We start from the raw sequence: 22,101 nt of genomic DNA, 5'->3' as shown, positions 1-22,101 counted from the left end.
AAACTGCTTTTTACTCACTTGACCATCTAATACGCTACCATAAAAAAAGAATATCCTAAAGAAGAAGGGAGTTACTGGACTTTCTAAAAATGAAGGCTACAAATTTGGACCAAGCCCTTCATGAGCATTTTTCAGAAGAAGAATTAGCTTGTCACTTTTCGATTCGTGGCTACAAATTGACTCCAAAGGGAGAGGAAATACTGGAACAGTACCAGGACATTGTCGACCGTCATCCAAAGAAGAATCTCTAATCAAGTGATTTTTGGTTGGCTTCCTCTTAAACTGTCTTGTCACTAACATTTGAAATCCACTTCCTTTTAGGGTACAATGGTAGAAATGAATTTTTGAGAGGATCAGAATGAAAAAACTAGCAACCCTTCTTTTACTGTCCACTGTAGCCCTAGCTGGGTGTAGCAGCATCCAACGCAGTCTACGTGGTGATGACTATGTAGATTCTAGCTTGGCCGCTGAGGAAAGCTCCAAAGCAGCTGCCCAATCTGCCAAGGAGTTAAACGATGCTTTAACAAACGAGAATGCCAATTTCCCGCAACTTTCTAAGGAAGTTGCTGAAGATGAAGCCGAAGTGATTCTCCACACAAGCCAAGGTGATATCCGCATTAAGCTCTTCCCTAAACTCGCTCCTCTAGCGGTTGAAAACTTCCTCACTCATGCCAAAGAAGGCTACTATAACGGCATTACCTTCCACCGTGTCATCGATGGCTTCATGGTCCAAACTGGAGATCCAAAAGGGGACGGTACAGGTGGTCAGTCCATCTGGCATGACAAGGATAAGACTAAAGACAAGGGAACTGGTTTCAAAAACGAGATTACTCCTTATCTCTATAACATCCGTGGTGCTCTTGCTATGGCTAATACTGGTCAACCAAACACCAATGGAAGCCAGTTCTTCATCAACCAAAACTCTACAGATACCTCTGCTAAACTCCCTACAAGCAAGTATCCAAAGAAAATCATCGAAGCCTATAAAGAAGGGGGAAACCCTAGCCTTGATGGCAAACACCCAGTCTTTGGACAAGTGATTGACGGTATGGATGTTGTAGATAAGATTGCCAAAGCCGAAAAAGATGAAAAAGACAAGCCAACTACTGCTATCACAATCGACAGCATCGAAGTGGTGAAAGACTACGATTTTAAATCTTAAAAACCAAAAAAATACAGTATCCACATTCGGTACTGTATTTCTTTTACTCTCATTCTTAAGTTAAATTATTAAAATCCCATATTTGGTCTATCCAGCCTTCATAAAAGTCTGGCTCGTGGCAGACCATAAGGATAGATCCCCTATATTCTTTGAGAGCGCGTTTGAGCTCATCCTTTGCATCCACATCCAAATGGTTGGTCGGCTCGTCCAGCACTAAAACATTGTTTTCACGATTCATCAAGAGACAGAAACGAACCTTGGCTTGCTCTCCCCCTGATAATACTTGAATCTGACTTTCAATATGTTTGGTTGTCAAACCACAACGGGCAAGGGCTGCACGGACTTCTGCTTGATTAAGGGCAGGAAAGGCATTCCAGACAGCTTCAAGAGGAGTTTGGCGATTACCGCCTTCTACTTCCTGCTCAAAATAACCAAGTTCTAAATAATCTCCACGCTCCACTTCCCCAGCGATTGGCGAGATAATGCCCAAGAGACTCTTCAAGAGAGTTGTTTTTCCAATACCATTAGCACCAATAATCGCAACCTTTTGATTGCGTTCAAAGGTAAGATTTAAAGGCTTGGTCAGAGGACGATCATAACCAATCTGCAAATCCTTGGCTTGGAAAATAAAGCGCCCTGGAGTACGAGCTGGTTTGAAATCAAAGGATGGTTTTGGTTTCTCACTTTGCAGTTCGATAATATCCATCTTATCCAATTTCTTCTGACGAGACATAGCCATGTTTCGTGTTGCAACACGTGCTTTGTTTCGAGCCACGAAGTCCTTGAGGTCCGCAATCTCTTTCTGCTGACGTTCGTAGGCTGCCTCTAGCTGAGATTTCTTCATAGCATAGACTTCTTGGAACTGGTAGTAGTCACCAGAGTAACGCGTCAGCTGTTGATTCTCCACATGGTAGACAATATTAATCACGTCGTTCAGGAATGGAATATCGTGCGAAATAAGGACAAAGGCATTCTCATAGTTTTGAAGATAGCGCTTGAGCCAATCAATATGCTCAGTATCCAAGTAGTTGGTCGGCTCGTCCAACAGCAAGATATCTGGCTTTTCAAGGAGGAGTTTAGCCAAAAGCACCTTGGTTCTTTGCCCACCTGACAAAGAGGTTACATCCGTATCCATGCCAAAGTCCATAACACCAAGGGCACGCGCCACTTCGTCAATCTTAGCATCCAAGGTATAGAAATCACGACTCTCTAAACGGTCTTGAAGTTCGCCCACTTCTTCCATGAGAGCATCAACATCAGCTCCATCTTCAGCCATTTCCATATAGAGGTCATTGATACGAGCTTCTGCTTTAAACAGCTCATCAAAAGCTGTACGTAGAACATCACGTACCGACTGCCCTTCAGCAAGGACAGAGTGTTGATCCAAGTAACCAGCCGTCACATATTTGGACCACTCAACCTTTCCTTCATCTGGCAGCATTTTACCAGTCACGATACTCATAAAGGTTGATTTTCCTTCACCATTGGCACCGACCAGGCCGATATGTTCTCCCTTGAGGAGACGGAAGGACACATCTTCAAAAATTGCACGGTCACCAAAACCGTGACTCAGATTTTTAACTTCTAAAATACTCATTTTAATTCCTTATCTTGTTTTTATATAATCGTTTATAAAGGAGCCAAGCCAGATAGCCACCCAAAGTGTTGGTCCACAAATCATCAATCTCAAAGACGCGATTGAAATCAAAGAAAAAGTCCAAGATTAATTGCGTACACTCGATTCCAAGACTCACAAGAAAACTAAAAAGAAGGACCTTTTTTATTTTCCGCAAGTTTGGAAGGAGATAAAGGAGTTGGAACATCAGAGGAAAAAGTAAGAACATATTAAGGATATTTTGTAAAAAAATCCAGCATAATTGTCCCATATCACTCACCTCACCCAGATTCCAGAGGGAGTTTAAAGGAGTCAAAAGAAAAACCAGGCTTCCAAGATGCTGAATACCTGGAGTTTCTACCCCCACGGGAGATTGTTCTTGAGGAGTAAAGCAAAAATAGACAATGCAAATGCTATAGAAAATGACTCCCCAGACCAAAATATGATTATAAGTCTTCTTCATCATTAAGGATTTACCGCTGCGACTGCCTTCTGGCGGTCACGTTTCATTGTGTTAGAGCGCAATTGTCCACAAGCTGCGTCACTATCTGTACCATGCTCTTGACGAACCACACAGTTGACCCCTTTTCTCTTAAGCGTATCATAGAAAGCCAACACGCGCTCTTTGGGACTACGGCTATATTGGTCATGCTCACTAACTGGGTTATAAGAAATCAAGTTTACATAAGACAATTTCTTGATGTTCTTGAGCAATTCAGCTAATTCCAAAGCTTGTTCTACGCCGTCGTTTACTTCATTAAGCATGATATACTCAAAGGTCACACGACGATTAGTTGTCTCAATGTAGTACTCAATAGCTGCAAAGAGCTTTTCAATCGGAAAGGCACGGTTAATCTTCATGGTACTTGAGCGCAGTTCATTGTTGGGTGCGTGAAGAGACACGGCAAGATTGACCTGAACCCCTTCATCAGCAAAGTCACGAATTTTATGGGCCAAACCTGAGGTTGAAACCGTGATGTGACGAGCACCGATAGCCATTCCTTTATCATCATTGATAGTACAAACGAAATTCAAAACATTGTTGTAATTATCAAAGGGCTCACTGATTCCCATGACAACGATATGGCTGACACGTTCATCCTGACCACGCTCATCAAAGTATTTCTGAACCAGCATAATTTGCGCTACGATTTCACCGTTATTGAGGTCACGTTGCTTCTTAATCAAACCAGAGGCACAGAAGGTACAACCGATATTACAGCCGACCTGAGTGGTCACACAGACAGATAAAACGTAGTGTTGACGTATGAGTACTGTCTCAATCAGCATTCCATCTGGCAATTCAAAAAGATATTTAACTGTCCCATCAGCAGACTCTTGCACAATACCTTGTTTCAAGGGATTGACCACAAACTGGTCATTAAGCTTAGCAATCAAATCCTTGGAAAGGTTGGTCATTTCTTCAATAGAGCCATTCCCAGATTTGATCTGCACGGAATTTCTTTTCTCCCTGCTCCAATACCCATTCCTGCATGGTTTGACGTGTTAAACTATAAATTGAGGGTTTCATTTCTTCTCCTTATTCTCTACTCACTTCTGACGAATGACAAAATGACGTTGTCCCTTGTCCTCTTTCTGAGAATGCTGGTCTTTCTGACGACGTCTATTTTTCTTATCTGCATTCGGTTTTCGTTTTGTTTGAGTCGGTTTCTTTCCTTTTCTAAAAGGCTGTTCTTCTTCCTTCTTACGCATTTTCTTGTCAAATGATGCTCGCTTAGGGGCTTCATTTTCTAAGACAAAATAGGCACAACCATAACTACAATACTCTAATAGGTAGTCTTGTAAACGACTGATTTTTTCAAGTTTTTCTTCTGTTCGGTCATCCTTGTAAAAACCTCGTAGGCGAAGCTGTTCGTTGCTCCAGTCTCCCACGATATAATCAAACTTGGTTAAGACTTCTGAAAAACGCTGATTAAAAGCCGTCACATCAAAGGCATCCTTGATATTTTCCACCAAGGAAAAAGCGATCCCTTCCGTTTCAACCTTGTCCCCGTGTAAATGAAACTCAGGACCAGGAAACTTGTTATAGTTGTATAATTCAGGTGCAATTTCTTTTCGCATAGATATCCTTTTTTCACGATTACTTAATACTTTATTCTACCATAATTTCTAGCAGTTAGCACGTTTCTCATAAAAATAGAAATGACAATTTTTTAGGATTCATTAAAGCGTCTAAACCCTTGATATTATTGAGTTTTAAAAAACAGCAGGTCTTTAGGTTATTTTTAAAGACCATAAAAGTTCTCAAAAAGTCCACAAAAAAAGCCCCACAAAAGGGCAATAAATGACGAGTTCAGCAGGCAAGAAACTAGCACGGTCAAACGTGCTTTTTTTATTGCTGGTTGCTGATAGGTATATTATACCATGAAGCGCGTGGTTTATAAGATTATGACCTCACAAAAGCCCCCAGATTCGTTTCTGAGAGCTTCTAGTTTATCCATGGTGTTTTAGTTGTCCAGTACGAAACCAAGTGAAATAGGGGCGAATATGAAGCCTACGCCTACATTTGCCAACATTTACGCTTCTAATTCTTGTAGTAAGGTTAAATCTAAACCATCAAGGTCAACATCTATTTCAAAATCCATGTTTAAATCTATCTCCATACCCTCTAATTGGATATTCTCCAAATCAATCAAAAAATATTCAATCATGTCATCCCCCCTCACTTAAATCTCAACATTTCTCAACAAAACACCACAAACGCCTACTTATACACTTCTAGCTCTCCGTTCTGGTGGATTCTCGCAAAGTTTAAGACGGCTATCTGTTTGTATCGGTGGTAGCTAGTGGAGCTAGTACCTGCCATCTCTACGCATTCGCTTATAGTTTTCTTTCTCATGTAGCAATAATGGATAATAAAGTATTTTCTGGCTCGTTTGTTCTCTATACTGTTGATGTCGTGGGCGAATATCTCCAACCCCTCACGGATTGCCTTTTCATGTTCACCACTCAAATTCCACCGATCAGGTAAGATAAGTTTCCAAGCCTCTTCGTCTATCCTAACTTGGTTTTCACTCCCTGCCATCCTCTGGAAACGTAGAAAGTAAGTCATCCGCTCTCTGACGTTCATCATCGTTTTAAACTTATCCAGCTCCATTAGTTCGCTCCTTTGTGATATAATAATATTATTGAGATTATAGCTGAGGCGGAGCGCCTTGGCTTTTTTTCGTTTTCTCGGCGTTCGCTCGGAGTTCAAGTATATGCCCCCTTACCATTCTTCTGATTCGCTAAACATACTCTCAGGTAAGCCACAAACCGAAATCAAATACTGACAAGCGTTATAATCTACCCAAAGCGCCCCATCTTCAGAATGGTGGAAATACTTGTCTGGTAGTGTTCCAAGGTATGCACCATTTTTATATATAGACACCCCACCTTTTCGGCTTGGTAACAGTCCAGTGTATCCTCTGCATAGTCCATGCTTCAAAGCGTTGCTATTGCCATATTTTGGCTTTCTGTTGCCCCTGTTGCCTTTTGCTACTTGGTTACCTGGTAAAAATCTCCCTCGGCTATCACGTTCCATATTTCCCCCTTATACGGTGTTCGTTTTGTAAATTGCACACTACTTCATATTGTCTCACAATCTAGAACCATTCAGCCAAAATCTATCCCCTTTTTTAATATACTTCAAAAACTTCTTATAGTGCTTATGATACCTGTCACGTTTCATATACCTTGGTCTTTCAGGAAAACCATCAAACATATATCCACCACGTCTAGGACTCCACCCTGGTTCTACCTTTCTAGCTTCCCTAAGCGCAAGCTCCCAGTAGTATTGGCAATCCGTTTTACTACGGTTAAGAGTGCTCTTGTGGATATCTAGACAGGTACCGCAACTAAAATACAAATACCGTTTATAAAGCAACCTGCACCGTCTACCACAATCAGGGCAAAGAAAGAAATAGCGATAACCTCCCTTAGTTCCTGCTATTCTGTCTAATTCAAATGACTCTCCACCAAAATCAATCATTAAATTATCCAAATCAATCTCTAAACGTTGACCGTCCAACTCAGCTATACCCTTAGTTATTCCTCTCAGCTTCATTGGTTTAGTGATTGTTTCTATTGCTAACCGCTTCATTATTTCCCCCTATATGGAAAAACCCAAAACTATTGCCTAAATGTCAAAAGGGGATTGCTCCCCTGTGTTTATTGACCAGAATAATCAGCAAGGCCTTTATATTCGCCCTCTACATCCAATTTTTGGAGTAGGTTAATACTTTCATTACCCAGCATTTCCAACGTACCAAAAGCAGTCATAGAGTTCATAAGGATAGGCTTATCAGAAAGCAAGCGTTCAGCATAGTCTAATAGTTCCAGCTCGTAGTCTGTGACCTTATTCAACAAGTTCTCAAAGTCCTCTGACTCTTTGAGTTGAAGCACGCGCTCCCGTTTATAACGTTCTTCAAATGCTTCATCTCCCTCTGGTTGCTTGTAACAGCCTTTGAAACTGTCACAAATACGTTTAAAGATATAGTTTAGTTTCTTATCCTCCACGTACTCAGCTGCTAGCGTCCCTTTATTCTTGTAAGTGATTGAAATAGACGGTACTTCATAAGTTCCAATCATGTAGCCCATCAATGCACTCCCTGCCACTTGGGCGGTGTCTTGGTCTTTAAATTCGTAAGTGAAATTAAATGTTTTTGCTTTATCTGAAAATGTTTTTAATGTCATGTTGTTGTCCTTTCTTTATTTTAAGGTAAATTATGTAATATTTGTTAATTTGTTGACCTTCTTGTTACTTTTGTTGACCTTCTAGGTAACGTAGTTTAGCCTTACAGTCCCAAGGGTTTAGACAACTTTGTTACCATGTTGACCTTCTTTTGAAGTCCTTGCCCTTATATATAAAATATATTTATTTCATTTACATTCTTGTTTTTAAAAAGAAGGTAACAAGGTCAACATAAAGGCTATAAAACTAGTGCTATCAAGGGTTTAGGATGTTGACCTTCTTTAAAACAAGGTCAACAAGAAGGTCAACAAATTCCGTAAAAACCCAGTCATATCAATGGTTTAGAGCATTATGAGAAGGTCAACATTACTCTGTTTTAGTTACAGCATGATTTACTCGACCCAGTTTTTGTCTCTCAAAACCATACGGGTCCAGTTTGTCATAATCTTCAATCCTAACACGAGCCTTTTTAAGCTGATACTTATTAGGTGTTAACTGTTGTAGGTGTCTGATAGTATCTTTTCCTGCCCCATAAACATTAGGCTTGGCTATCCCCATGTCCTCAGCATAATGCTTCAGTGTTCTGGTCAGTATAAAAACGGGTACCACGTCCAGCTCATGCCAACCTCTTTCCATGTATTCATGTTTAACCCATGAAAGCAAGTAGTCATTTTCTTCCTGGTATTCTTCTAGAAGACCTTTGACTGCTTTGGGTTCGATAAAGTGTGTAAAAGGCTCTTGATTGATAGCTTTGTAAAGTGCGTACTCTAATACTTCATCATTGGCCAAAAATTCATTTTTAATCCAAGGCTTTTCCTTCTCCCCGTTAAAGTCAGCATTAAAAGGGACAATCATAATTCTACGATACCAGCCTTTTGTCTTGTTGCCACCATTGGGGATATAATTCCCTGAAAAGATATTGAATAACTTGAAAGTAGCCTCAAAGGCTGGGCGTCCTTTGGGGTTGACCAGTACTGTATCGCCACTAGTGATACTCATTAAATCAGACGGATTTTTCAAGTATTCATTTGGGGCTTCATCTCCGATATTACAAACTTTACCTACCAGGGTTTCTAAGTTATGCTTTTCAGCAAACTGGGCAGGTTTTAAGGCTGATATATTGCTTTCCCCTATCAGATTGATAAGAAAGCGCTGAAATGTCCCTTTACCATTGTTACCGTCCCCGTAGAAGATAGCAAACTTATTTCGGGTATGGTTAGAGTTGATAGCTTCAAGGATAATTTGCCAAAACAGTGTCACTAGCTCACTATCATTACAAGCGATTGAGTTTAGCCAATCATCAAAAGTTTTTCCCTCTCTATCTGTTGGGACTCGTTTAGGCGCGTGGTATGCCGTGCTTATCTTGCTTGTAATTACATACTTAGGACTAAAGGGGAATAGCTCCTTAGTTTCTAAGTTGATAATTCCGTTCTGTACGGGAATGAGGTTGGAACTTTCTAAAGGTTTTCGTATCTTTGTTAGTGTTCTAACCATTAACTTAATCTGCGGCCACTCTCTGGGTTTAATTCTCACATCAAAAGTCTTACACAATAGATTAAATAGATCATTACTAGCTGTATAGATACCCTCGTCTAAATCGTAGATATAGAGTAGACTATAATCAGCTATATTGCTCTTGCTGATAAAAGTAAACGTGACAATCTCGCTCAGTATTTTAGCTACAGTGAATGTCTGAGGTATGGCAACCTTTTCAGTAACGTCCCCTGTGGTCTCATTTACCTTAGTTTCGGTATGTTCTGCCCGCCATTCTTCACCAGCTTTAAAGATACGATTTTCAAGCTCCTTCATCGTTCTAGGAGGGTGTTCTTGCTCTCTGATCTCCATGATTTCACTTTTTAGGTTTTCTAATTCTTCTAGTTCTATGGTTCTAACCTCTCTTTCTATATTCAGCCCGTGCTATACTACTGAAACTGCGGTCTAGCTCTTCAATAGGCAATGGTTCAACTGTCACGCTATTTGCTATCTTTGTCAGTTCATAGGCGGTCTCTAGGTCACAATCAACCCACTTATTGAAGAGTAATCCCACAAAGCGTGTCAGCGCTACGTTGCGCCCTCCTTCGTCTCCAAATCCGTTGAAAAGCGTGTCAATAATCCTCATAGTCATTGACCTCTGGCCACTTACTCTAGGTTTATAACGCTCAGTAGTTCCTTGCTTCGCTCTTGGTTCAACCTTGGGGGCTGGATAATCAAGTCCATGCTCTACAATCTTTTGATAAGTTGCTGGGTCGCCTGTTGTTACTGGTAGCCCTTGGAGTTGTGACCAGGTTAAACTGGCCATGTCAAAGGGTAGCCCAATCTTGTCAGCAATCTCTTTTACTACCTGCTTATAGGTTGCCTCGTTCATCACGTTGTTAGATTTCACCACAAGGCGAAAACGGGGCTTTTCTATGCTATGTTTGATAGTCGGGTATAAGATATAAGAGTAGCCAAACAAAGCGCTAGAAACGGCTTCTATGAAGTCCTCAGTCGTCCCCTGTATATCGTCATAATCAAGGAAAATCAAATCCCGATAGATTAGACTGGAGTTGTTTCGTTTGTAACTCCCGTTTTTCTCCGGCATAACCTTACCACTTAAACAATATGGCGCCTGGGTTCTTTTGTATTCCTCCGGATCAGCACTTTTAGGGACTACCAAAGGCTTAAAGCGTTCAATGTACTGGAACGGCTCAATCTTATCAAATGGATAGACAAGATTACTCTGGAAACCTCTAGCCTCGTAAATTGTCATTCATCCACCCCCAGAAACTTCCAGATGTCAGTTACTAAATAGTAAATCATTCTTGAACCATCGTCCTGCGGTTGATAGCGTCTTAAACCCTGACTTTCCCACTTATTCAGCGTGTTGTCACTAATTTTCAATTCCTCTTTGAGTTCAACTCTATTTATTAACTTGGTCAATCTTGGCGGTACTTTCTCACGCGCTTCCAGGTATCTTTCCACTACCTCCAGAATGCCATGCGCTAGGTCTTGCTCGCTTTCTCGGCTTAGGCTAAACATATCCGCCCACCTCCTTCAAGGTTTCTTTGTAGCTTTCTAGGTCGCTATTCATCAACACCGCTAGGCGCTTGCTCTCCTCCTGTACTTGGTTGTAAAAAGCCTTAGCGCCATCTAGTAACTCGCCTTTATTCGCTGGAATAAAGTACCCACTAAAAACGCCGCATCTAACCCCTACAATAGGGATGTTGTGCTTAACTACTAGACGCTTGATAATGTCACGTACAGTTCTTTCTGTTAGCTTGGTTGTCAGGCTAATTTCTGACCCTGTTATGGAGTTCTCAGCCCCTACCTTGATTAATCTTAATACTCGTTTATCGTTCTCTGATAGGCTCATCCAGTTCCTCCTCTCCTTTACTTTTATTTACAAAGGTTATTTGTCCGCTCGCTACCCCTTGCAAAATAGCTTTTTGAGTCTCTATGATTGTATCAAGGGTTTTCAAGATAGCTGTCTTAGTTTCTAAATCCAACGCTTGTTTTGTCAACAAGCCCATAGTTACAGCTAACTTTGTTGCATTGTCCATACACGTAGCTAGAAAAATATCTTTAGTAAAATAAGGTTCATCTGGTACTTTTTCACTATCAAGGTATATCTTCACTGTGTAACTCATTCCATCCCTCCCCATACGTTGACCCCTGCAAGCTGGATATATCGCCCATAATCAGGGTTTAAATCCTCGCTAGGTGTTTCTATCGTCTGTTGGTTTTCTCGCTCTATTTGGGCGCTTTTTTTGCGGTCTCGGTGGTTTAAATAAAGCAGTAAACCAATCAAAATCACGATTAAGACAGCAGCCTGTGTGTTACTTATATCTGGTTCGTTCATGTTATGCCCTCGCTTGATAATTCTTAATATATTCCACTTGTTCAGCTCGCTCCATCTTCAAAAACTCATCCATCTCTTCGAGTGTTACCTTTCTATCTAAAAAATCAGAAATCAGTTGAAAAATGTTTGGATTTCTTGCCTTGATGTCAGCCATTACTTCATCAAATTCTGCTTGTGTCGTTTTGCCTAGGTCTAGTATCATTGCATTGCCTCCTAATCAATCATCATTCCACGAGTATATAAGGATGAATCTGTCCATGAATCCAAAACGTTCTTTTTTCCTCGTTTTTTCTTTGCGATATCAACCGCTATAACTTCCCATACATAATTCAATAATTGCCTTTGTTCCATTGGGTAGGTATTTTCTTTAGTTATTTCAGCTAGGTAAGTGTTTAAGAAAAGAAATCCATCAAAGTTGGAAAGTAGCTTTATAAACTGAGTGTCACCCCAAAAATTTCTGTAATAAGACTCTTCTCGTTCTTCTAGTTCACCTATTACCTCAGCAATCACCCTCTGTTTCATCCTTTCTGTTTGTTCCTTTATCGTTTGCTGTTGTTCATGGTATTCTGTGCTAGTTAGTTCACTGTAAACATCATCCAAGTCGTTCAACACTCTACTGATTTCTCTTTTAGCTAATGCAGTTTCATCCCCTACAAGGCTTTTTTGTATTTCTTCTAAATTTGTTGAAATAGCTTCTAATTTATCTGATATCATGTTTTCCTCCATTGGCCTTTTAATTGTCCTGATAAAACCCATATTCTAGAAAATCGTTATTTTCGTCAGCTTGGTGTAATTCCATACTAATTCTATCCAAGCTTTTAGCGATAATATCGTATGTTGTTTCTTCCATACTTTTACCTCTGTTTCTATGTTTGTGTAATCGCCTTGATGGCTTTTTAATGCTTTTTTCCTGTCACATGCCTCACGCTCAGAAGTTTGCCGACCGAGAGCGTGGGGCTTTTTTGAGTTGTTTCTTATACAGTTTTTCTTGCCACTAGCCTCACGCTCAGACTCGCCAAATTGAAAGCGTGAGAAAGTACCAGTTTAAAGAGTTGGCGCTCTATGCTTTTCTAATTGCTTGCCTGCACTTCGGTTTTCTTAGTTTTTCTTCGTTTCGTTTACGGCTTTATCTGCTAGCCGTTGCCATTGTTTTCTAAATTCTTGTTCATCTATCCGCCCATGCAGAAAGTCGCTCAGGACGTAAGTTACACGGCTGTAAAATCGCTTGGCTCTATCATAATTTGTCATTCTTTGCCTCACTTACTGCTTTTACTACCTTTTCTCTTAGTTTTGTAAATTCTTCAATAAACTCATCTTGAGATATAACCCCACGATTAAAAGTTATAATCAAGGCGCTTGCTCTTTTTGTGTATTGTTCCATCTGTTACCCCTCCATCATGTCATAAAGTAGGGCGTAATGTTTATCTGGGATTCTGTCCAAGGCTTTCAAGCCGTCGTGTTCTGCTTTTTGTCTGGTTTCCGCCTTGACCGTACTATCAAAGGCGATAGAAAAAGCATTCAGCATTGCCTTGTAGCGGTCTACGCTCTTCAAATAGCGCCCACGTTCTGACAATTCCTTATCTTCCAATTCCTCTTTTACCGTACCGTCCAAGAGTGCGAACTTGCTATAAACTCCTTTTTCTAGTGTAAAATCTAGGCGATTGTTTTGTTTCAGCTTGCAGAGGTTGGTTCTGCAACTCTCTAGGTTACGGTAACCTAATACTTTAGTAATTTCTTCTAGACACTTACCCTCTAATTCTGGCAATTTTTCAGCTATATCTTTAAATTTTACTACTTGATGTTTCTTTCTCATTGTATACCTCATTTTTTGGGTACGCAAAAAGCGCACTCTATTTCTATGTTTGACAAATAAGAGTACGCATGATAAGATATTTACGTACCTCATTTGTGGGGGCGGATACTTTGCAACTTCTCGGATTGGCGTTTGACAAGTTGCAAGGTATTTTTTATTTAGTAAGATTTTCAAAGGCTTTTCTCAAGGTTTCAGGTTTTGTCAAACCATTCTTTTTACCGTACTCTTCCAGCTTACTATTTAGCTGTTCGCTAACTCTGACTGTTAATTTTACGGTATTAGAGTTTTCTCCCTTCGGACGTCCTACTTTCTTTATTTTGTCAGTCATCGGATTGCCTCCTTTCTTGACGACATAAATTATTATAATTCTTGTCGTCTTAAATGTCAACCCCTAAACCGAAAAAAATTTAAAATCTTCCCAGCGTACCTTATTTTATTTTCAATGTACTAGCGGAAACCGCTGTATTATGCTATAATCTAGGTATAAATCTTACTAAAACCTCTTTAATAATAGCTTGTCTGCTTTTTGTTAAATTCGTTTTAGTCTTAGTGTGAAAGGCTTTGCGGTGTGGTTATTGCTAAGCCTTTTTTGTTGCAATCACGCGCTTCTTTGGCGTGTTTTTTTATTTCTGAATGCCATAGCCTTGATTTCCTGATAACTCATATTCAAGCCAATCATGGCTATTACCATGTCTTCAAAGGCTTGATATTGCTCCAGCTCGTCACTGGTCAAGCTATCGATGCCATTATAGCCTCCACGTTCTTCCCTTAACTGCTTAGCGTTCCTGTCGGTTACTGCTTTTAGTAGCAGGTTGTTCATAGTGCTATGCGCGTGCTTGGGTGCTTGTTCCCAGTTCTCAATACTGTCATGCAAGGTTTTTCTTTTTGGCTTTTCTAGCGCCCTCTGCATACGAAACTTAGAAAGCTCCTCACGCATTTCAAAGAAAGCTTTGACCAGGTTCATTTTGAATTTACGAACTGGTTCTGTATTTCGTAAGTAAGTGATTAACAAAGTAGCTTGTTGCTCGTTCAAAATATAATCTCGTACATTTTGCCCACTCTCTGAAGGTGAAATTTTAAATTGCACCTTTCCGAAGCTCTCAAAGTCCTCTCTGTGCTTATTCAGCAAAATCTTTAAATGTCTGTGCTTGATTTCTGCACATTCTGTAACAATGCTGCTTAATGTGTACGGCTCTTTCTTGCCGTCCATATAGACTAGTTCCATTGTGGTTCTACCTCCTGCATGAATCTGGTTAGCTTGCTTGTCAGACGGCTCTTCTCGTCCATATTCTGAGCCTCTGCAATGGCTTTGGCTAGTGTATAGATATAATACCGCTCTGCCTCTGCCAACGTGCCAGGGGCTTTTATAGTGGTCTGTGGTTCTTCCACCAATTCCCCAGCCATGTAGTAGCCATTTAGTCGGATTTCTTTCAGAATGTGCTTAACAACTTTTTTAAACTCTTTTGCTAGTGGTTTGCGTGACTGCGATAAAACTTCATAGACTCCGAACTCTGTCAACATATTCATTTCTCTTTTTTGACCTGCCCTAGATATTACATAGGTCAGCTTTTCATCATCATTTACCCGTTTTAGTAAATCCGTGAGTGGTTTGCATTTCATCGATGACCCTTGTATAGTTCCTCTTCATTGCTTGCCTGCCTTTCGTCAATCCCCAGTGGTAAAGCACCAGTGGAGTATCTTGTAGATGTAATATAGTATTGCGATTGGGTTACTCCTTTCTATATCCGTTTAAATCGGATATTAGCTTAAAAAAATAATGTCGTCATAAGCAACACCGAAAAGTTTTTCAATCTCTTTTACTTGGGCAACATCAGGAAAACTTTTTCCATTTTCCCACTTACTCCAAGTAGTTGTAGAAATTCCTAATTTTTGTGCTACCTCTGATTGTTTCATGTTGCTATTAGCCCGCAACGCTTTCAATGTAAGACGCAAATAGCCCTCACTCCTTTCTTTTGGATATCCGTTTAAATCGGATACAATGACAGTATACGGTAAAACCGATAACTTGTCAACACTTTTTTTGATTTTATTTTCTTTTTTTTGTTTCCCTTGCTTTTTCTACGTTTTAACCGTATAATTAAATTATGAATTATAGAAAGGCGGTTGCACCATGTCATTAGGAAATAAGCAAATAATGGCGGACAATATCAAAAGACTTTTAAGTGCAAAAGGTTTAAACCCTCGTCAATTAGCTATTGCATTAGATTTTAAGTATACAACCGTCAACGATTGGGTAAATGCTAAAACTTACCCACGTATAGATAAAATCGAAATGCTGGCTAATTTTTTCAACGTTTCAAAGTCTGACTTAGTAGAAAATAAAAACGCAGAAACACCTACCACTTCCCCCATCCAATCCATCTATGACCAACTCACTCCACCAAGACAAGCCAAAGCCTTGACTTATCTTAAAAAGCAGCTGCTGGAGCAGAAAAACGAAAACATAGTATCAGAAAACATTATCAGTCTGGACGACTACAGAGAAAGCAAGACGCTCCCTGTTATCGGAGTTGTAACCGCCGGAAACGGGATAACCCAAGACGATAACCTAAACATAGAAAAATGCTTTTATACTGATGAAATACCAGACGACTACGACGCTATCGCTTATGTCGTCGGCAACTCCATGGAGCCAAAGATAAAGAATGGCGACTACCTATTTATCAAGAATACACCTCAAGTTGACTATAACACTATCGGTATCTTCCAAGTAGACGGCGCTAACTACGTCAAGAAACTGCGTCAAGGGTATTTAGAAAGCCTTAACCCTGATTGTGCTGATATTCAACTAGACGAAAGCAACGATATACGCACCATCGGCGAAGTCGTGGGCATTTATAGAGAAAAGTAAAAAAGGAGTAAAAAAATTATGAAATTTTGTCCTGAATGCGGAAATTCTGTTGTCGGTTGCAAGTTTTGTCCGAATTGCGGATACTCAATCAATGCCTCGCTTAAAACAACTCCCCAAAAAGTAGCAACTCCATCGTCTAGACCTTCTACTGTAAGAAGTAAACGTACTGATAAAGTCGGACCTCTTGAAATAGATAGAAATCAGCGCACATATAGAATACACGGAGCAAGAAAAGCAAAAGGTTCATCAGGTCTGATTGGCGGAACTGCTAAAGTTGTTGGAAAAACTACCTTAGCACTTGGGACAGGCGGTTTATCTTTGATTCCATCTTTAATTAAAAAAGATAAAAATGATACCGACTGGTACTCCTTCGATGATTTAGTATCTTACGAATTAGTTATAAACGATCAGTCTGTTGTTTCCGGCGGTGTTGGACAAGCTTTAGTAGCTGGAGCGGTATTTGGTGTAATAGGAGCCGTAGCTGGCGGAATCGTCGCTAAAAGAAAAGCAACTACCAAGATTTTGAATATGACAATCCGAATAACATCTAACGATTTTACTAAACCAGTTGTTTTTATAGATTTAATTAAAAAACCTGTTAAAAACACATCTAAAGAATACAAAGAAGCTATTGAAAATGCTCAAAAGATTATTGGAGCTCTAGATGTTATTACCCATAATTCATAAACAAAACTCCCCAACCTCATCGAATGCCCCTCTTTTTCATGGTCTATTGTGCAAAAACGGGGAAAATTGAAGAATAGAAAGCCGATTTACAGACTAAAGCGTAAAATTGGGCAAAATTGCAACAAACATGAAGCGCATCGCTACTATTTTTCTTTTAGGGCTGCCGAAAGTGCCGAAAATGCGACCTATAGCCTACCACGCGCCACAATGTTCAACAATCCTGAAGCGCGTGCTTTCTCGGGCTTCAGCAAGTCCTCTGACCTTGTCTAGACCCTTCTCCTTTTTAGGGTGTTAGAAATGTTAGTTTTCCAACCATTAAGAACTAATAGAAACGGGATTGGAATTGTTTACCCCATCGCTTTTTAGGGACTCAGAAAATGAAGAAAATTGTTTTTTTCCAGTATTCTTGAAAATCCGACTTTTTCCAACATTTATGTGAAGACTCCGAAAAAAGCGTGGTTGCCAAGACCTAAAAAACAAACAAAACAAACTTAATTCCAATGGAAAAATTTTAGTTTAATTTTATAGAAAGGAGAATTATGACCTACTCACAAAACTATCTGGACGATATACTAGTACGCATGGCCTACCATTCTAGCGGTATCGAAGGGAATACTATCTCTCTACCCGAAACCGTCAGCATTATCTTAGAAAGCACCTTGCCACGCAACGGCAAAAGTATTCGTGAGTTTTATGAGATTGAAAACCATAAACAGGCCTTTTCTTATCTCTTGGACTCATTGGCAAACCATCAAGCTCTTACTGTGGGGCTGGTTCAAGATTTTCACGCCTTATTAGTGGATAGACTGCAACACGATAGAGGACGATTTAAACAAGTTCAAAATGCTATTATCGGGGCAGAATTTCAAACAGCTAGCCCAGCAGAAACACCCTACCTGATGACACAATGGGCGGATAATACTGCTTATCGTTTGGAGCATGCTCAGAATGAAAAAGAAGTATTAAAGATTTTAGCAGACACCCATATCCAGATTGAACGGATTCACCCATTTAGCGATGGTAACGGTCGTACCGGTCGCCTGATACTTATGTACTTGGCTATGAAGTATCTAAACGCTCCTATCATCATCCCAAAAGACTCAAGGGCGCATTATATGGAACTCCTCGCAAATCAAGACGTAACTGGACTAGCTGATCTCTTCAAAAAGTCACTGGACTACGAAAGAATACGAAAAAAACAGTTTTAAAACAACAAAAAAAGACAAGCTAGCTGCTGCTGACTTGTCTAATATCGCCTGAACTGAAATAACAGGAAAGATTCAGGCGGTTAGTAGCATCTTGAGAGATTGGAAGCAGAAAGGTCTGGTTACTGTTGAGTTGGGACTCTTTCAAACCTCTTAGTCTACGCTATTATTATACCACTCTTGCATTTAAAAAGTGACTGACGGCATTTCTCACGCTCATCAGTCTATAACTCTCTAATGAAGTATAATGCGGTATAATTTAGACGATTTTCAACACTTCGGCATTTTAGGAACGCTTAAAGCGCTCTAAACAATATCAAAAAAAAATAAAACTCTTGAAATATTGGGGCTTGTATGCTAGAATGAAAGTATAAAGGGAAAAGCAGTGCTTCTAGCATATGTAACTAAAAAGCCCCACCGTTACAGCGATGGGGTTTTTTGCTACCCTCTTAAAGGGTTAAAAGCTACTTGCTACGTCTCTTTATCCATAACTTGAAAAGCTCCGATAGTACGTTAACAAGTAACGGAGCTAGAAAAAGGGAAAACAACTCTAGCATATATAACACCTCCCTTCATGAATTAAATTGAGGGGCGAAAACATTATACCAAAAACACCCATCACAAACAAGCCCATATAAGCCCATATCCGCCTTGTTTACTACTCTGGTATTATTTACCGTCTGACTAATTAAAATCGAAAATAGGGGCATTCTCGTAGCTCCTCGCATGGTAAAACTTCAAAACCTTTTCTAATTTGCTTGCCTGCTGATGGAAAAAGGAGTAAAACCATGAAAATAACAGAATATACTAAAAAAGACGGCTCAATAGTCTATCGCTCTAGCGTCTACCTTGGCATCGATACCGTAACGGGTAAGAAAGTCAAGACGACTATATCAGGGCGAACCAAGAGAGAACTTAGAAACAAAGCGCTACAGGCTCAAATAGACTTTGAAAAAAACGGCTCTACAGTATTTAAAGCGGTTCAAATCAATACCTATGCCGAACTGGCGGAGAATTGGCTGGAAACATACTGCCATACGGTCAAAAAGGCAACACTTACAATAATCAAGAGTAGACTAAAAAACTATCTACTTCCAGCCTTTGGAGACTACAAACTAGATAAGCTAACACCCCCAGTTATTCAAAAGCAAGTTAATCAATGGGCAAAAGAGTACAATCAACTAGGCAAAGGCTACCAAGAATATCCGCAACTTAACTCGCTAAATAAACGCATACTTAAATACGCCGTATCCTTACAAGTTATCTCCTTTAATCCTGCCCGTGATATTATCGTCCCACGTCGTAAGGCAAAAGAAGGGCAAAAACTAAAATATCTGGATGATGATAACTTAAAAAAATTCTTAAATTATCTGGATCAGTTGCCTAACACTTACAAAAATTTCTACGATACGGTGCTGTATAAGACGCTTTTAGCGACTGGTTTGCGCATTCGTGAATGTTTAGCCCTCAAATGGTCTGATATTGACTTACAAAACGGTACACTAGACGTAAATAAGACTCTAAACTGTGAAAAAGAAGTCACTACCCCTAAAACAAAATCAAGCGTTAGAATGATTGACTTGGATAATAAGACAGTACTCATGCTGCGGCTTTACAAAAATAGACAAGCGCAAGTTGGTAGAGAAATAGGCTTGACTTATGAAAAAGTATTTTCTAATTCCTTTGACGAATATAGAGACGCTAGGACACTTAGGCATAGACTTGAGAAACATTTAAAACTTTCTGACTGCCCTCGTTTAACATTCCACGCCTTCCGCTATACTCACGCTAGTATCTTGCTCAATGCTGGACTGCCTTACAAAGAAATACAAACAAGGCTAGGGCATTCTCAAATATCAATAACCATGGATACTTATAGCCACTTGTCCAAAGACAACAAGAAAAACGCTACTTCATTTTATGAAAAAGCCATTGAAAAATTAAAAAGTTCCTAAAAAGTCCACAAAAAGTTTAAAAATCCATTAGCTCAATTGTGAAAAGTAGCTATATCAAAGGCTTTGCACGCCCTATTTGAAATTTAGCACGTTTCTCATAAAAATGAAAAAAGTCTAACGATTTTGTCAGACCAGAATCTTATAACCTAAAAAAGAGAAGAACAATTCTTCCCTCCAACTATCATTATTTAGCAGCTGCGTACAATTCATCTACTTTATTCCAGTTGATTACTGAAAAGAAAGCTTTGATGTAGTCAGGACGCACGTTGCGGTATTTCACGTAGTAAGCATGTTCCCAAACGTCCAAGCCCAAGATTGGTTTTTTACCTTCTGAGATTGGTGTGTCTTGGTTTGCTGTTGAAGTCACTTCAAGTTTCCCTTCTTTGTTGACAACCAACCATGCCCAACCTGAACCAAAACGAGTTGTTGCTGCTGCAGTGAAGGCTGCTTGGAATTCTTCAAATGAACCAAATGTTGCATCGATTGCTGCTGCCAGTTCTGCTGAAGGAGCTGTTTTCTCGGGAGTCATCAATTCCCAGAAAAGAGCGTGGTTCAAGTGTCCGCCACCATTGTTGATAAGTGCTTGACGGATATCAGCTGGGATAGATTCTACATCAGCAAGCAAGGCTTCAAGGTCTTCACCGATTTCAGGGTGTTTTTCAAGAGCTGCATTAGCATTGTTGACATAAGTTTGATGGTGTTTGTCATGGTGCAAGTGCATTGTTTCCACATCGATGTATGGTTCCAAAGCGTCGTATGCATATGGAAGATCTGGTAAGATAATAGCCATCTGTAATACCTCTTTTTCTTTCTATATGAAAATGATAACGCAAACATTCACTTTTTTCAAGTTTTTTGCTTATAGATGAAGAAATCACTGAAATACTTTCTAATAATACTCTTCGAAAATCTCTTCAAACCGCGTCAACGTCGCCTTGCCGTAGGTATATGTTACTGACTTCGTCAGTTCTATCTGCAACCTCAAAACGGTGTTTTGAGCTGACTTCGTCAGTTCTATCTGCAACCTCAAAACAGTGTTTTGAGCTGACTTCGTCAGTTCTATCTACAACCTCAAAGCAGTGCTTTGAGCAACCTGCGGCTAGTTTCCTAGTTTGCTCTTTGATTTTCATTGAGTATAAAACAAGCAAATCAGCAAGAAACCCACGACAAGATAATCCTGACGCGGGTTGTAGTTTCAAAAAAATATCAATTTACCTGACTAGCAATCTGTAAGAGTACCTTTTCAAAAAGGAAACCTTTTTCATAAAGACCTGTCTTAATCTGATAGTCTGTCTCAATCAAATAAGAAATAGCTTGCTTCAAAAAGCTCAAGGAAAGTCCTCGCGCATCTCTCAGCGCAAACTTAATCTGATAGGGATTGGGATTGCGTCCTAGATAGCCACCTAGACTACTTGCAATCTGAGATTCTGTTTGCCCAGACTCCGCCAAAATCTTCACCTGAGTAAAAGTCCGAAATTGTCCTAGCATGACTGCAATCAACTTGATTTCATCTTCTCCTTGCAAGGTCAAGTCTCTAACCAAATCACGCGCCTGGTCCATCTTTTTAGTCAGAATAAACTGAGTTAAATCAAAAATATTGTCCTGCAAGGTCTTGGGAATTGCGTTAACAATATCCTCTTCCTCGATAACAGAGTCTTCCTTATAGGACTGTAAAAAGAGGAGATTTTTCTGGATTTCGCTAAATTGAAAACCCGACTTGACGAGAAGATTTTCAAAAGAATTATTGGTAAACTGCAGACCTTCTTTCTGGCTCCACTTTTGGAAATACTGGCGTAATTCTTGTTCTTTGGCTTCTACTGCATCAAAGACCTTGGCATCACGCTTAAGTAATTTTACCAGCCGTCTTTTGCTATCCAGCTTTCCTTCTGCAAAGATTATCAACTTGCTTGTTAGTGAAGGGTTATCAAGGTATTCCTCAAACGACTTGAGTTCATCATCTGTTAAAAAGCGTTTCTTGGCTGTTGTGATATCTACAAAATGGTCTAATATCACGATTTTCTCATCCGCAAAGAAAGGAAGGCTGACTAACTCCAGTTCCACATCCTTGTAGACCACTTCTTTCATATCAAAGTAGGCAAAGTTGAGGTCAGCAGAATCATAGCCAATCTGTTTCAATACTTGACTCTTCATCACTTCAAACTGACCCTGATCTGTCCCTGTAAAAAGGCTCAGGCTAGGTAAATTTGATAAAGTCAACTTCTGACTCTCTTCAATGGCTAGCATCTTCTCTCCTTTCTTCT

At 39.8% G+C, this 22,101-nt stretch carries 31 protein-coding genes and 2 pseudogenes; 6 read left to right on the top strand and 27 right to left on the bottom strand.

Annotation, left to right across the window (positions count from 1 at the left end):
* Positions 1-89 precede the first annotated feature (89 nt).
* Both HT693_RS03485 and HT693_RS03480 read left to right on the top strand, forming a co-directional pair.
* Positions 90-251 (top strand): hypothetical protein, encoded by a 162-nt coding sequence (locus HT693_RS03485; RefSeq protein WP_007284845.1) that lies wholly within the window; start codon positions 90-92, stop codon positions 249-251.
* A gap of 107 nt (positions 252-358) precedes the next feature.
* Complete coding sequence (locus HT693_RS03480; RefSeq protein WP_000731911.1) at positions 359-1,162, top strand: peptidylprolyl isomerase; 804 nt, start codon at positions 359-361, stop codon at positions 1,160-1,162.
* Between the two features lie 55 nt (positions 1,163-1,217).
* Here HT693_RS03480 and HT693_RS03475 read toward each other — a convergent pair whose 3' ends face one another.
* The 24 genes and pseudogenes from HT693_RS03475 to HT693_RS03365 form a co-directional block, all read right to left on the bottom strand.
* Positions 1,218-2,759, bottom strand: a complete 1,542-nt coding sequence (locus tag HT693_RS03475) for an ABC-F family ATP-binding cassette domain-containing protein (protein WP_172924843.1) — start codon at positions 2,757-2,759, stop codon at positions 1,218-1,220.
* 1 nt (position 2,760) lies between these two features.
* Entirely contained in the window at positions 2,761-3,243 is a 483-nt protein-coding gene (locus HT693_RS03470; protein WP_000976714.1) for a VanZ family protein, read from the bottom strand.
* Positions 3,243-4,308: pseudogene (rlmN, locus tag HT693_RS03465) on the bottom strand (23S rRNA (adenine(2503)-C(2))-methyltransferase RlmN). Before rlmN ends, HT693_RS03470 begins: the two are co-directional and overlap by 1 nt.
* A 20-nt stretch (positions 4,309-4,328) precedes the next feature.
* The gene (locus HT693_RS03460; RefSeq protein ID WP_001224342.1) at positions 4,329-4,859 is read right to left on the bottom strand and encodes a YutD family protein; all 531 of its coding nucleotides are present in this window, start codon (positions 4,857-4,859) and stop codon (positions 4,329-4,331) included.
* A gap of 455 nt (positions 4,860-5,314) precedes the next feature.
* A complete protein-coding gene (locus HT693_RS12235; protein ID WP_275690479.1) occupies positions 5,315-5,449 on the bottom strand; it encodes a hypothetical protein in 135 nt (44 codons plus the stop codon).
* A gap of 53 nt (positions 5,450-5,502) precedes the next feature.
* On the bottom strand, positions 5,503-5,895 hold the full coding sequence (locus tag HT693_RS03455) for a transcriptional regulator (RefSeq protein WP_138700093.1): 393 nt from the start codon (positions 5,893-5,895) through the stop codon (positions 5,503-5,505).
* A 111-nt stretch (positions 5,896-6,006) separates the two neighbouring features.
* Positions 6,007-6,321 (bottom strand): hypothetical protein, encoded by a 315-nt coding sequence (locus tag HT693_RS03450; protein ID WP_049523637.1) that lies wholly within the window; start codon positions 6,319-6,321, stop codon positions 6,007-6,009.
* Between the two features lie 54 nt (positions 6,322-6,375).
* Complete coding sequence (locus tag HT693_RS03445; RefSeq protein WP_138705120.1) at positions 6,376-6,879, bottom strand: hypothetical protein; 504 nt, start codon at positions 6,877-6,879, stop codon at positions 6,376-6,378.
* Positions 6,880-6,947: 68 nt separating this feature from the next.
* Complete coding sequence (locus HT693_RS03440; protein WP_050220066.1) at positions 6,948-7,472, bottom strand: hypothetical protein; 525 nt, start codon at positions 7,470-7,472, stop codon at positions 6,948-6,950.
* A gap of 364 nt (positions 7,473-7,836) precedes the next feature.
* Positions 7,837-9,315, bottom strand: a complete 1,479-nt coding sequence (locus HT693_RS03435; protein WP_138705121.1) for a DNA primase family protein — start codon at positions 9,313-9,315, stop codon at positions 7,837-7,839.
* Positions 9,316-9,358: 43 nt separating this feature from the next.
* Positions 9,359-10,219 carry a primase alpha helix C-terminal domain-containing protein gene (locus tag HT693_RS03430; protein WP_138705122.1) on the bottom strand — a complete coding sequence of 287 codons (861 nt, stop codon included), beginning with the start codon at positions 10,217-10,219 and terminating at the stop codon, positions 9,359-9,361.
* Positions 10,216-10,488 carry a hypothetical protein gene (locus tag HT693_RS03425; RefSeq protein ID WP_138705123.1) on the bottom strand — a complete coding sequence of 91 codons (273 nt, stop codon included), beginning with the start codon at positions 10,486-10,488 and terminating at the stop codon, positions 10,216-10,218. Before HT693_RS03425 ends, HT693_RS03430 begins: the two co-directional genes overlap by 4 nt.
* Positions 10,481-10,822 (bottom strand): hypothetical protein, encoded by a 342-nt coding sequence (locus HT693_RS03420; RefSeq protein WP_000058847.1) that lies wholly within the window; start codon positions 10,820-10,822, stop codon positions 10,481-10,483. Before HT693_RS03420 ends, HT693_RS03425 begins: the two co-directional genes overlap by 8 nt.
* Positions 10,800-11,096, bottom strand: a complete 297-nt coding sequence (locus tag HT693_RS03415; protein WP_138705124.1) for a hypothetical protein — start codon at positions 11,094-11,096, stop codon at positions 10,800-10,802. Before HT693_RS03415 ends, HT693_RS03420 begins: the two co-directional genes overlap by 23 nt.
* A complete protein-coding gene (locus HT693_RS03410; protein ID WP_172924841.1) occupies positions 11,093-11,308 on the bottom strand; it encodes a hypothetical protein in 216 nt (71 codons plus the stop codon). Before HT693_RS03410 ends, HT693_RS03415 begins: the two co-directional genes overlap by 4 nt.
* Position 11,309: 1 nt before the next feature.
* Positions 11,310-11,510 (bottom strand): hypothetical protein, encoded by a 201-nt coding sequence (locus HT693_RS03405; protein WP_138705125.1) that lies wholly within the window; start codon positions 11,508-11,510, stop codon positions 11,310-11,312.
* A gap of 11 nt (positions 11,511-11,521) precedes the next feature.
* Positions 11,522-12,022 (bottom strand): hypothetical protein, encoded by a 501-nt coding sequence (locus HT693_RS03400; RefSeq protein WP_138705126.1) that lies wholly within the window; start codon positions 12,020-12,022, stop codon positions 11,522-11,524.
* A 384-nt stretch (positions 12,023-12,406) separates the two neighbouring features.
* The gene (locus HT693_RS03395; protein WP_172924839.1) at positions 12,407-12,556 is read right to left on the bottom strand and encodes a hypothetical protein; all 150 of its coding nucleotides are present in this window, start codon (positions 12,554-12,556) and stop codon (positions 12,407-12,409) included.
* The gene (locus tag HT693_RS03390; RefSeq protein WP_000438875.1) at positions 12,543-12,689 is read right to left on the bottom strand and encodes a hypothetical protein; all 147 of its coding nucleotides are present in this window, start codon (positions 12,687-12,689) and stop codon (positions 12,543-12,545) included. The genes HT693_RS03395 and HT693_RS03390 overlap by 14 nt, the downstream gene beginning before the upstream one ends.
* A 3-nt stretch (positions 12,690-12,692) precedes the next feature.
* Positions 12,693-13,121, bottom strand: a complete 429-nt coding sequence (locus HT693_RS03385; RefSeq protein WP_050207491.1) for a hypothetical protein — start codon at positions 13,119-13,121, stop codon at positions 12,693-12,695.
* Between the two features lie 154 nt (positions 13,122-13,275).
* Positions 13,276-13,449, bottom strand: a complete 174-nt coding sequence (locus HT693_RS03380; RefSeq protein ID WP_000130088.1) for a hypothetical protein — start codon at positions 13,447-13,449, stop codon at positions 13,276-13,278.
* Positions 13,450-13,719: 270 nt separating this feature from the next.
* Entirely contained in the window at positions 13,720-14,346 is a 627-nt protein-coding gene (locus HT693_RS03375; protein WP_138705127.1) for a Rha family transcriptional regulator, read from the bottom strand.
* Positions 14,337-14,723: pseudogene (locus HT693_RS03370) on the bottom strand (BRO family protein); the annotation flags it as partial. The pseudogene HT693_RS03370 and the gene HT693_RS03375, both read right to left, overlap by 10 nt.
* Before the next feature lie 159 nt (positions 14,724-14,882).
* Positions 14,883-15,074 (bottom strand): helix-turn-helix transcriptional regulator, encoded by a 192-nt coding sequence (locus HT693_RS03365; protein ID WP_001241280.1) that lies wholly within the window; start codon positions 15,072-15,074, stop codon positions 14,883-14,885.
* Between the two features lie 178 nt (positions 15,075-15,252).
* Between HT693_RS03365 and HT693_RS03360 the strand changes: the two genes are divergently transcribed.
* The 4 genes from HT693_RS03360 (at position 15,253) to HT693_RS03345 (ending at position 19,840) form a co-directional block, all read left to right on the top strand.
* Positions 15,253-15,993 carry a S24 family peptidase gene (locus tag HT693_RS03360; RefSeq protein ID WP_240152708.1) on the top strand — a complete coding sequence of 247 codons (741 nt, stop codon included), beginning with the start codon at positions 15,253-15,255 and terminating at the stop codon, positions 15,991-15,993.
* Between the two features lie 18 nt (positions 15,994-16,011).
* Positions 16,012-16,680 carry a zinc ribbon domain-containing protein gene (locus HT693_RS03355; protein ID WP_050241227.1) on the top strand — a complete coding sequence of 223 codons (669 nt, stop codon included), beginning with the start codon at positions 16,012-16,014 and terminating at the stop codon, positions 16,678-16,680.
* Positions 16,681-17,219: 539 nt separating this feature from the next.
* The gene (locus HT693_RS03350) at positions 17,220-17,888 is read left to right on the top strand and encodes a Fic family protein (RefSeq protein ID WP_050261811.1); all 669 of its coding nucleotides are present in this window, start codon (positions 17,220-17,222) and stop codon (positions 17,886-17,888) included.
* Between the two features lie 785 nt (positions 17,889-18,673).
* Positions 18,674-19,840, top strand: coding sequence for a site-specific integrase (locus tag HT693_RS03345; RefSeq protein WP_138705128.1), 1,167 nt, complete (start codon positions 18,674-18,676; stop codon positions 19,838-19,840).
* A 184-nt stretch (positions 19,841-20,024) separates the two neighbouring features.
* Here HT693_RS03345 and sodA read toward each other — a convergent pair whose 3' ends face one another.
* From sodA to holA, 3 genes are all read right to left on the bottom strand, one after another.
* Positions 20,025-20,630: a superoxide dismutase SodA gene (gene sodA / locus HT693_RS03340; protein WP_125453430.1), complete on the bottom strand. Its 606-nt coding sequence runs from the start codon at positions 20,628-20,630 to the stop codon at positions 20,025-20,027.
* 124 nt (positions 20,631-20,754) lie between these two features.
* Complete coding sequence (locus HT693_RS11855; protein WP_240152688.1) at positions 20,755-21,039, bottom strand: hypothetical protein; 285 nt, start codon at positions 21,037-21,039, stop codon at positions 20,755-20,757.
* A 7-nt stretch (positions 21,040-21,046) separates the two neighbouring features.
* Positions 21,047-22,084 carry a DNA polymerase III subunit delta gene (gene holA, locus HT693_RS03330; protein WP_172924828.1) on the bottom strand — a complete coding sequence of 346 codons (1,038 nt, stop codon included), beginning with the start codon at positions 22,082-22,084 and terminating at the stop codon, positions 21,047-21,049.
* Between the last annotated feature and the right edge of the window lie 17 nt (positions 22,085-22,101).

Source organism: Streptococcus sp. 2154, assembly GCF_013277255.1.
Classification (GTDB): domain Bacteria; phylum Bacillota; class Bacilli; order Lactobacillales; family Streptococcaceae; genus Streptococcus; species Streptococcus pseudopneumoniae.
Note: the sequence above shows the minus strand (reverse complement) of the source record. Positions and strands in the feature narration are given on the sequence as shown.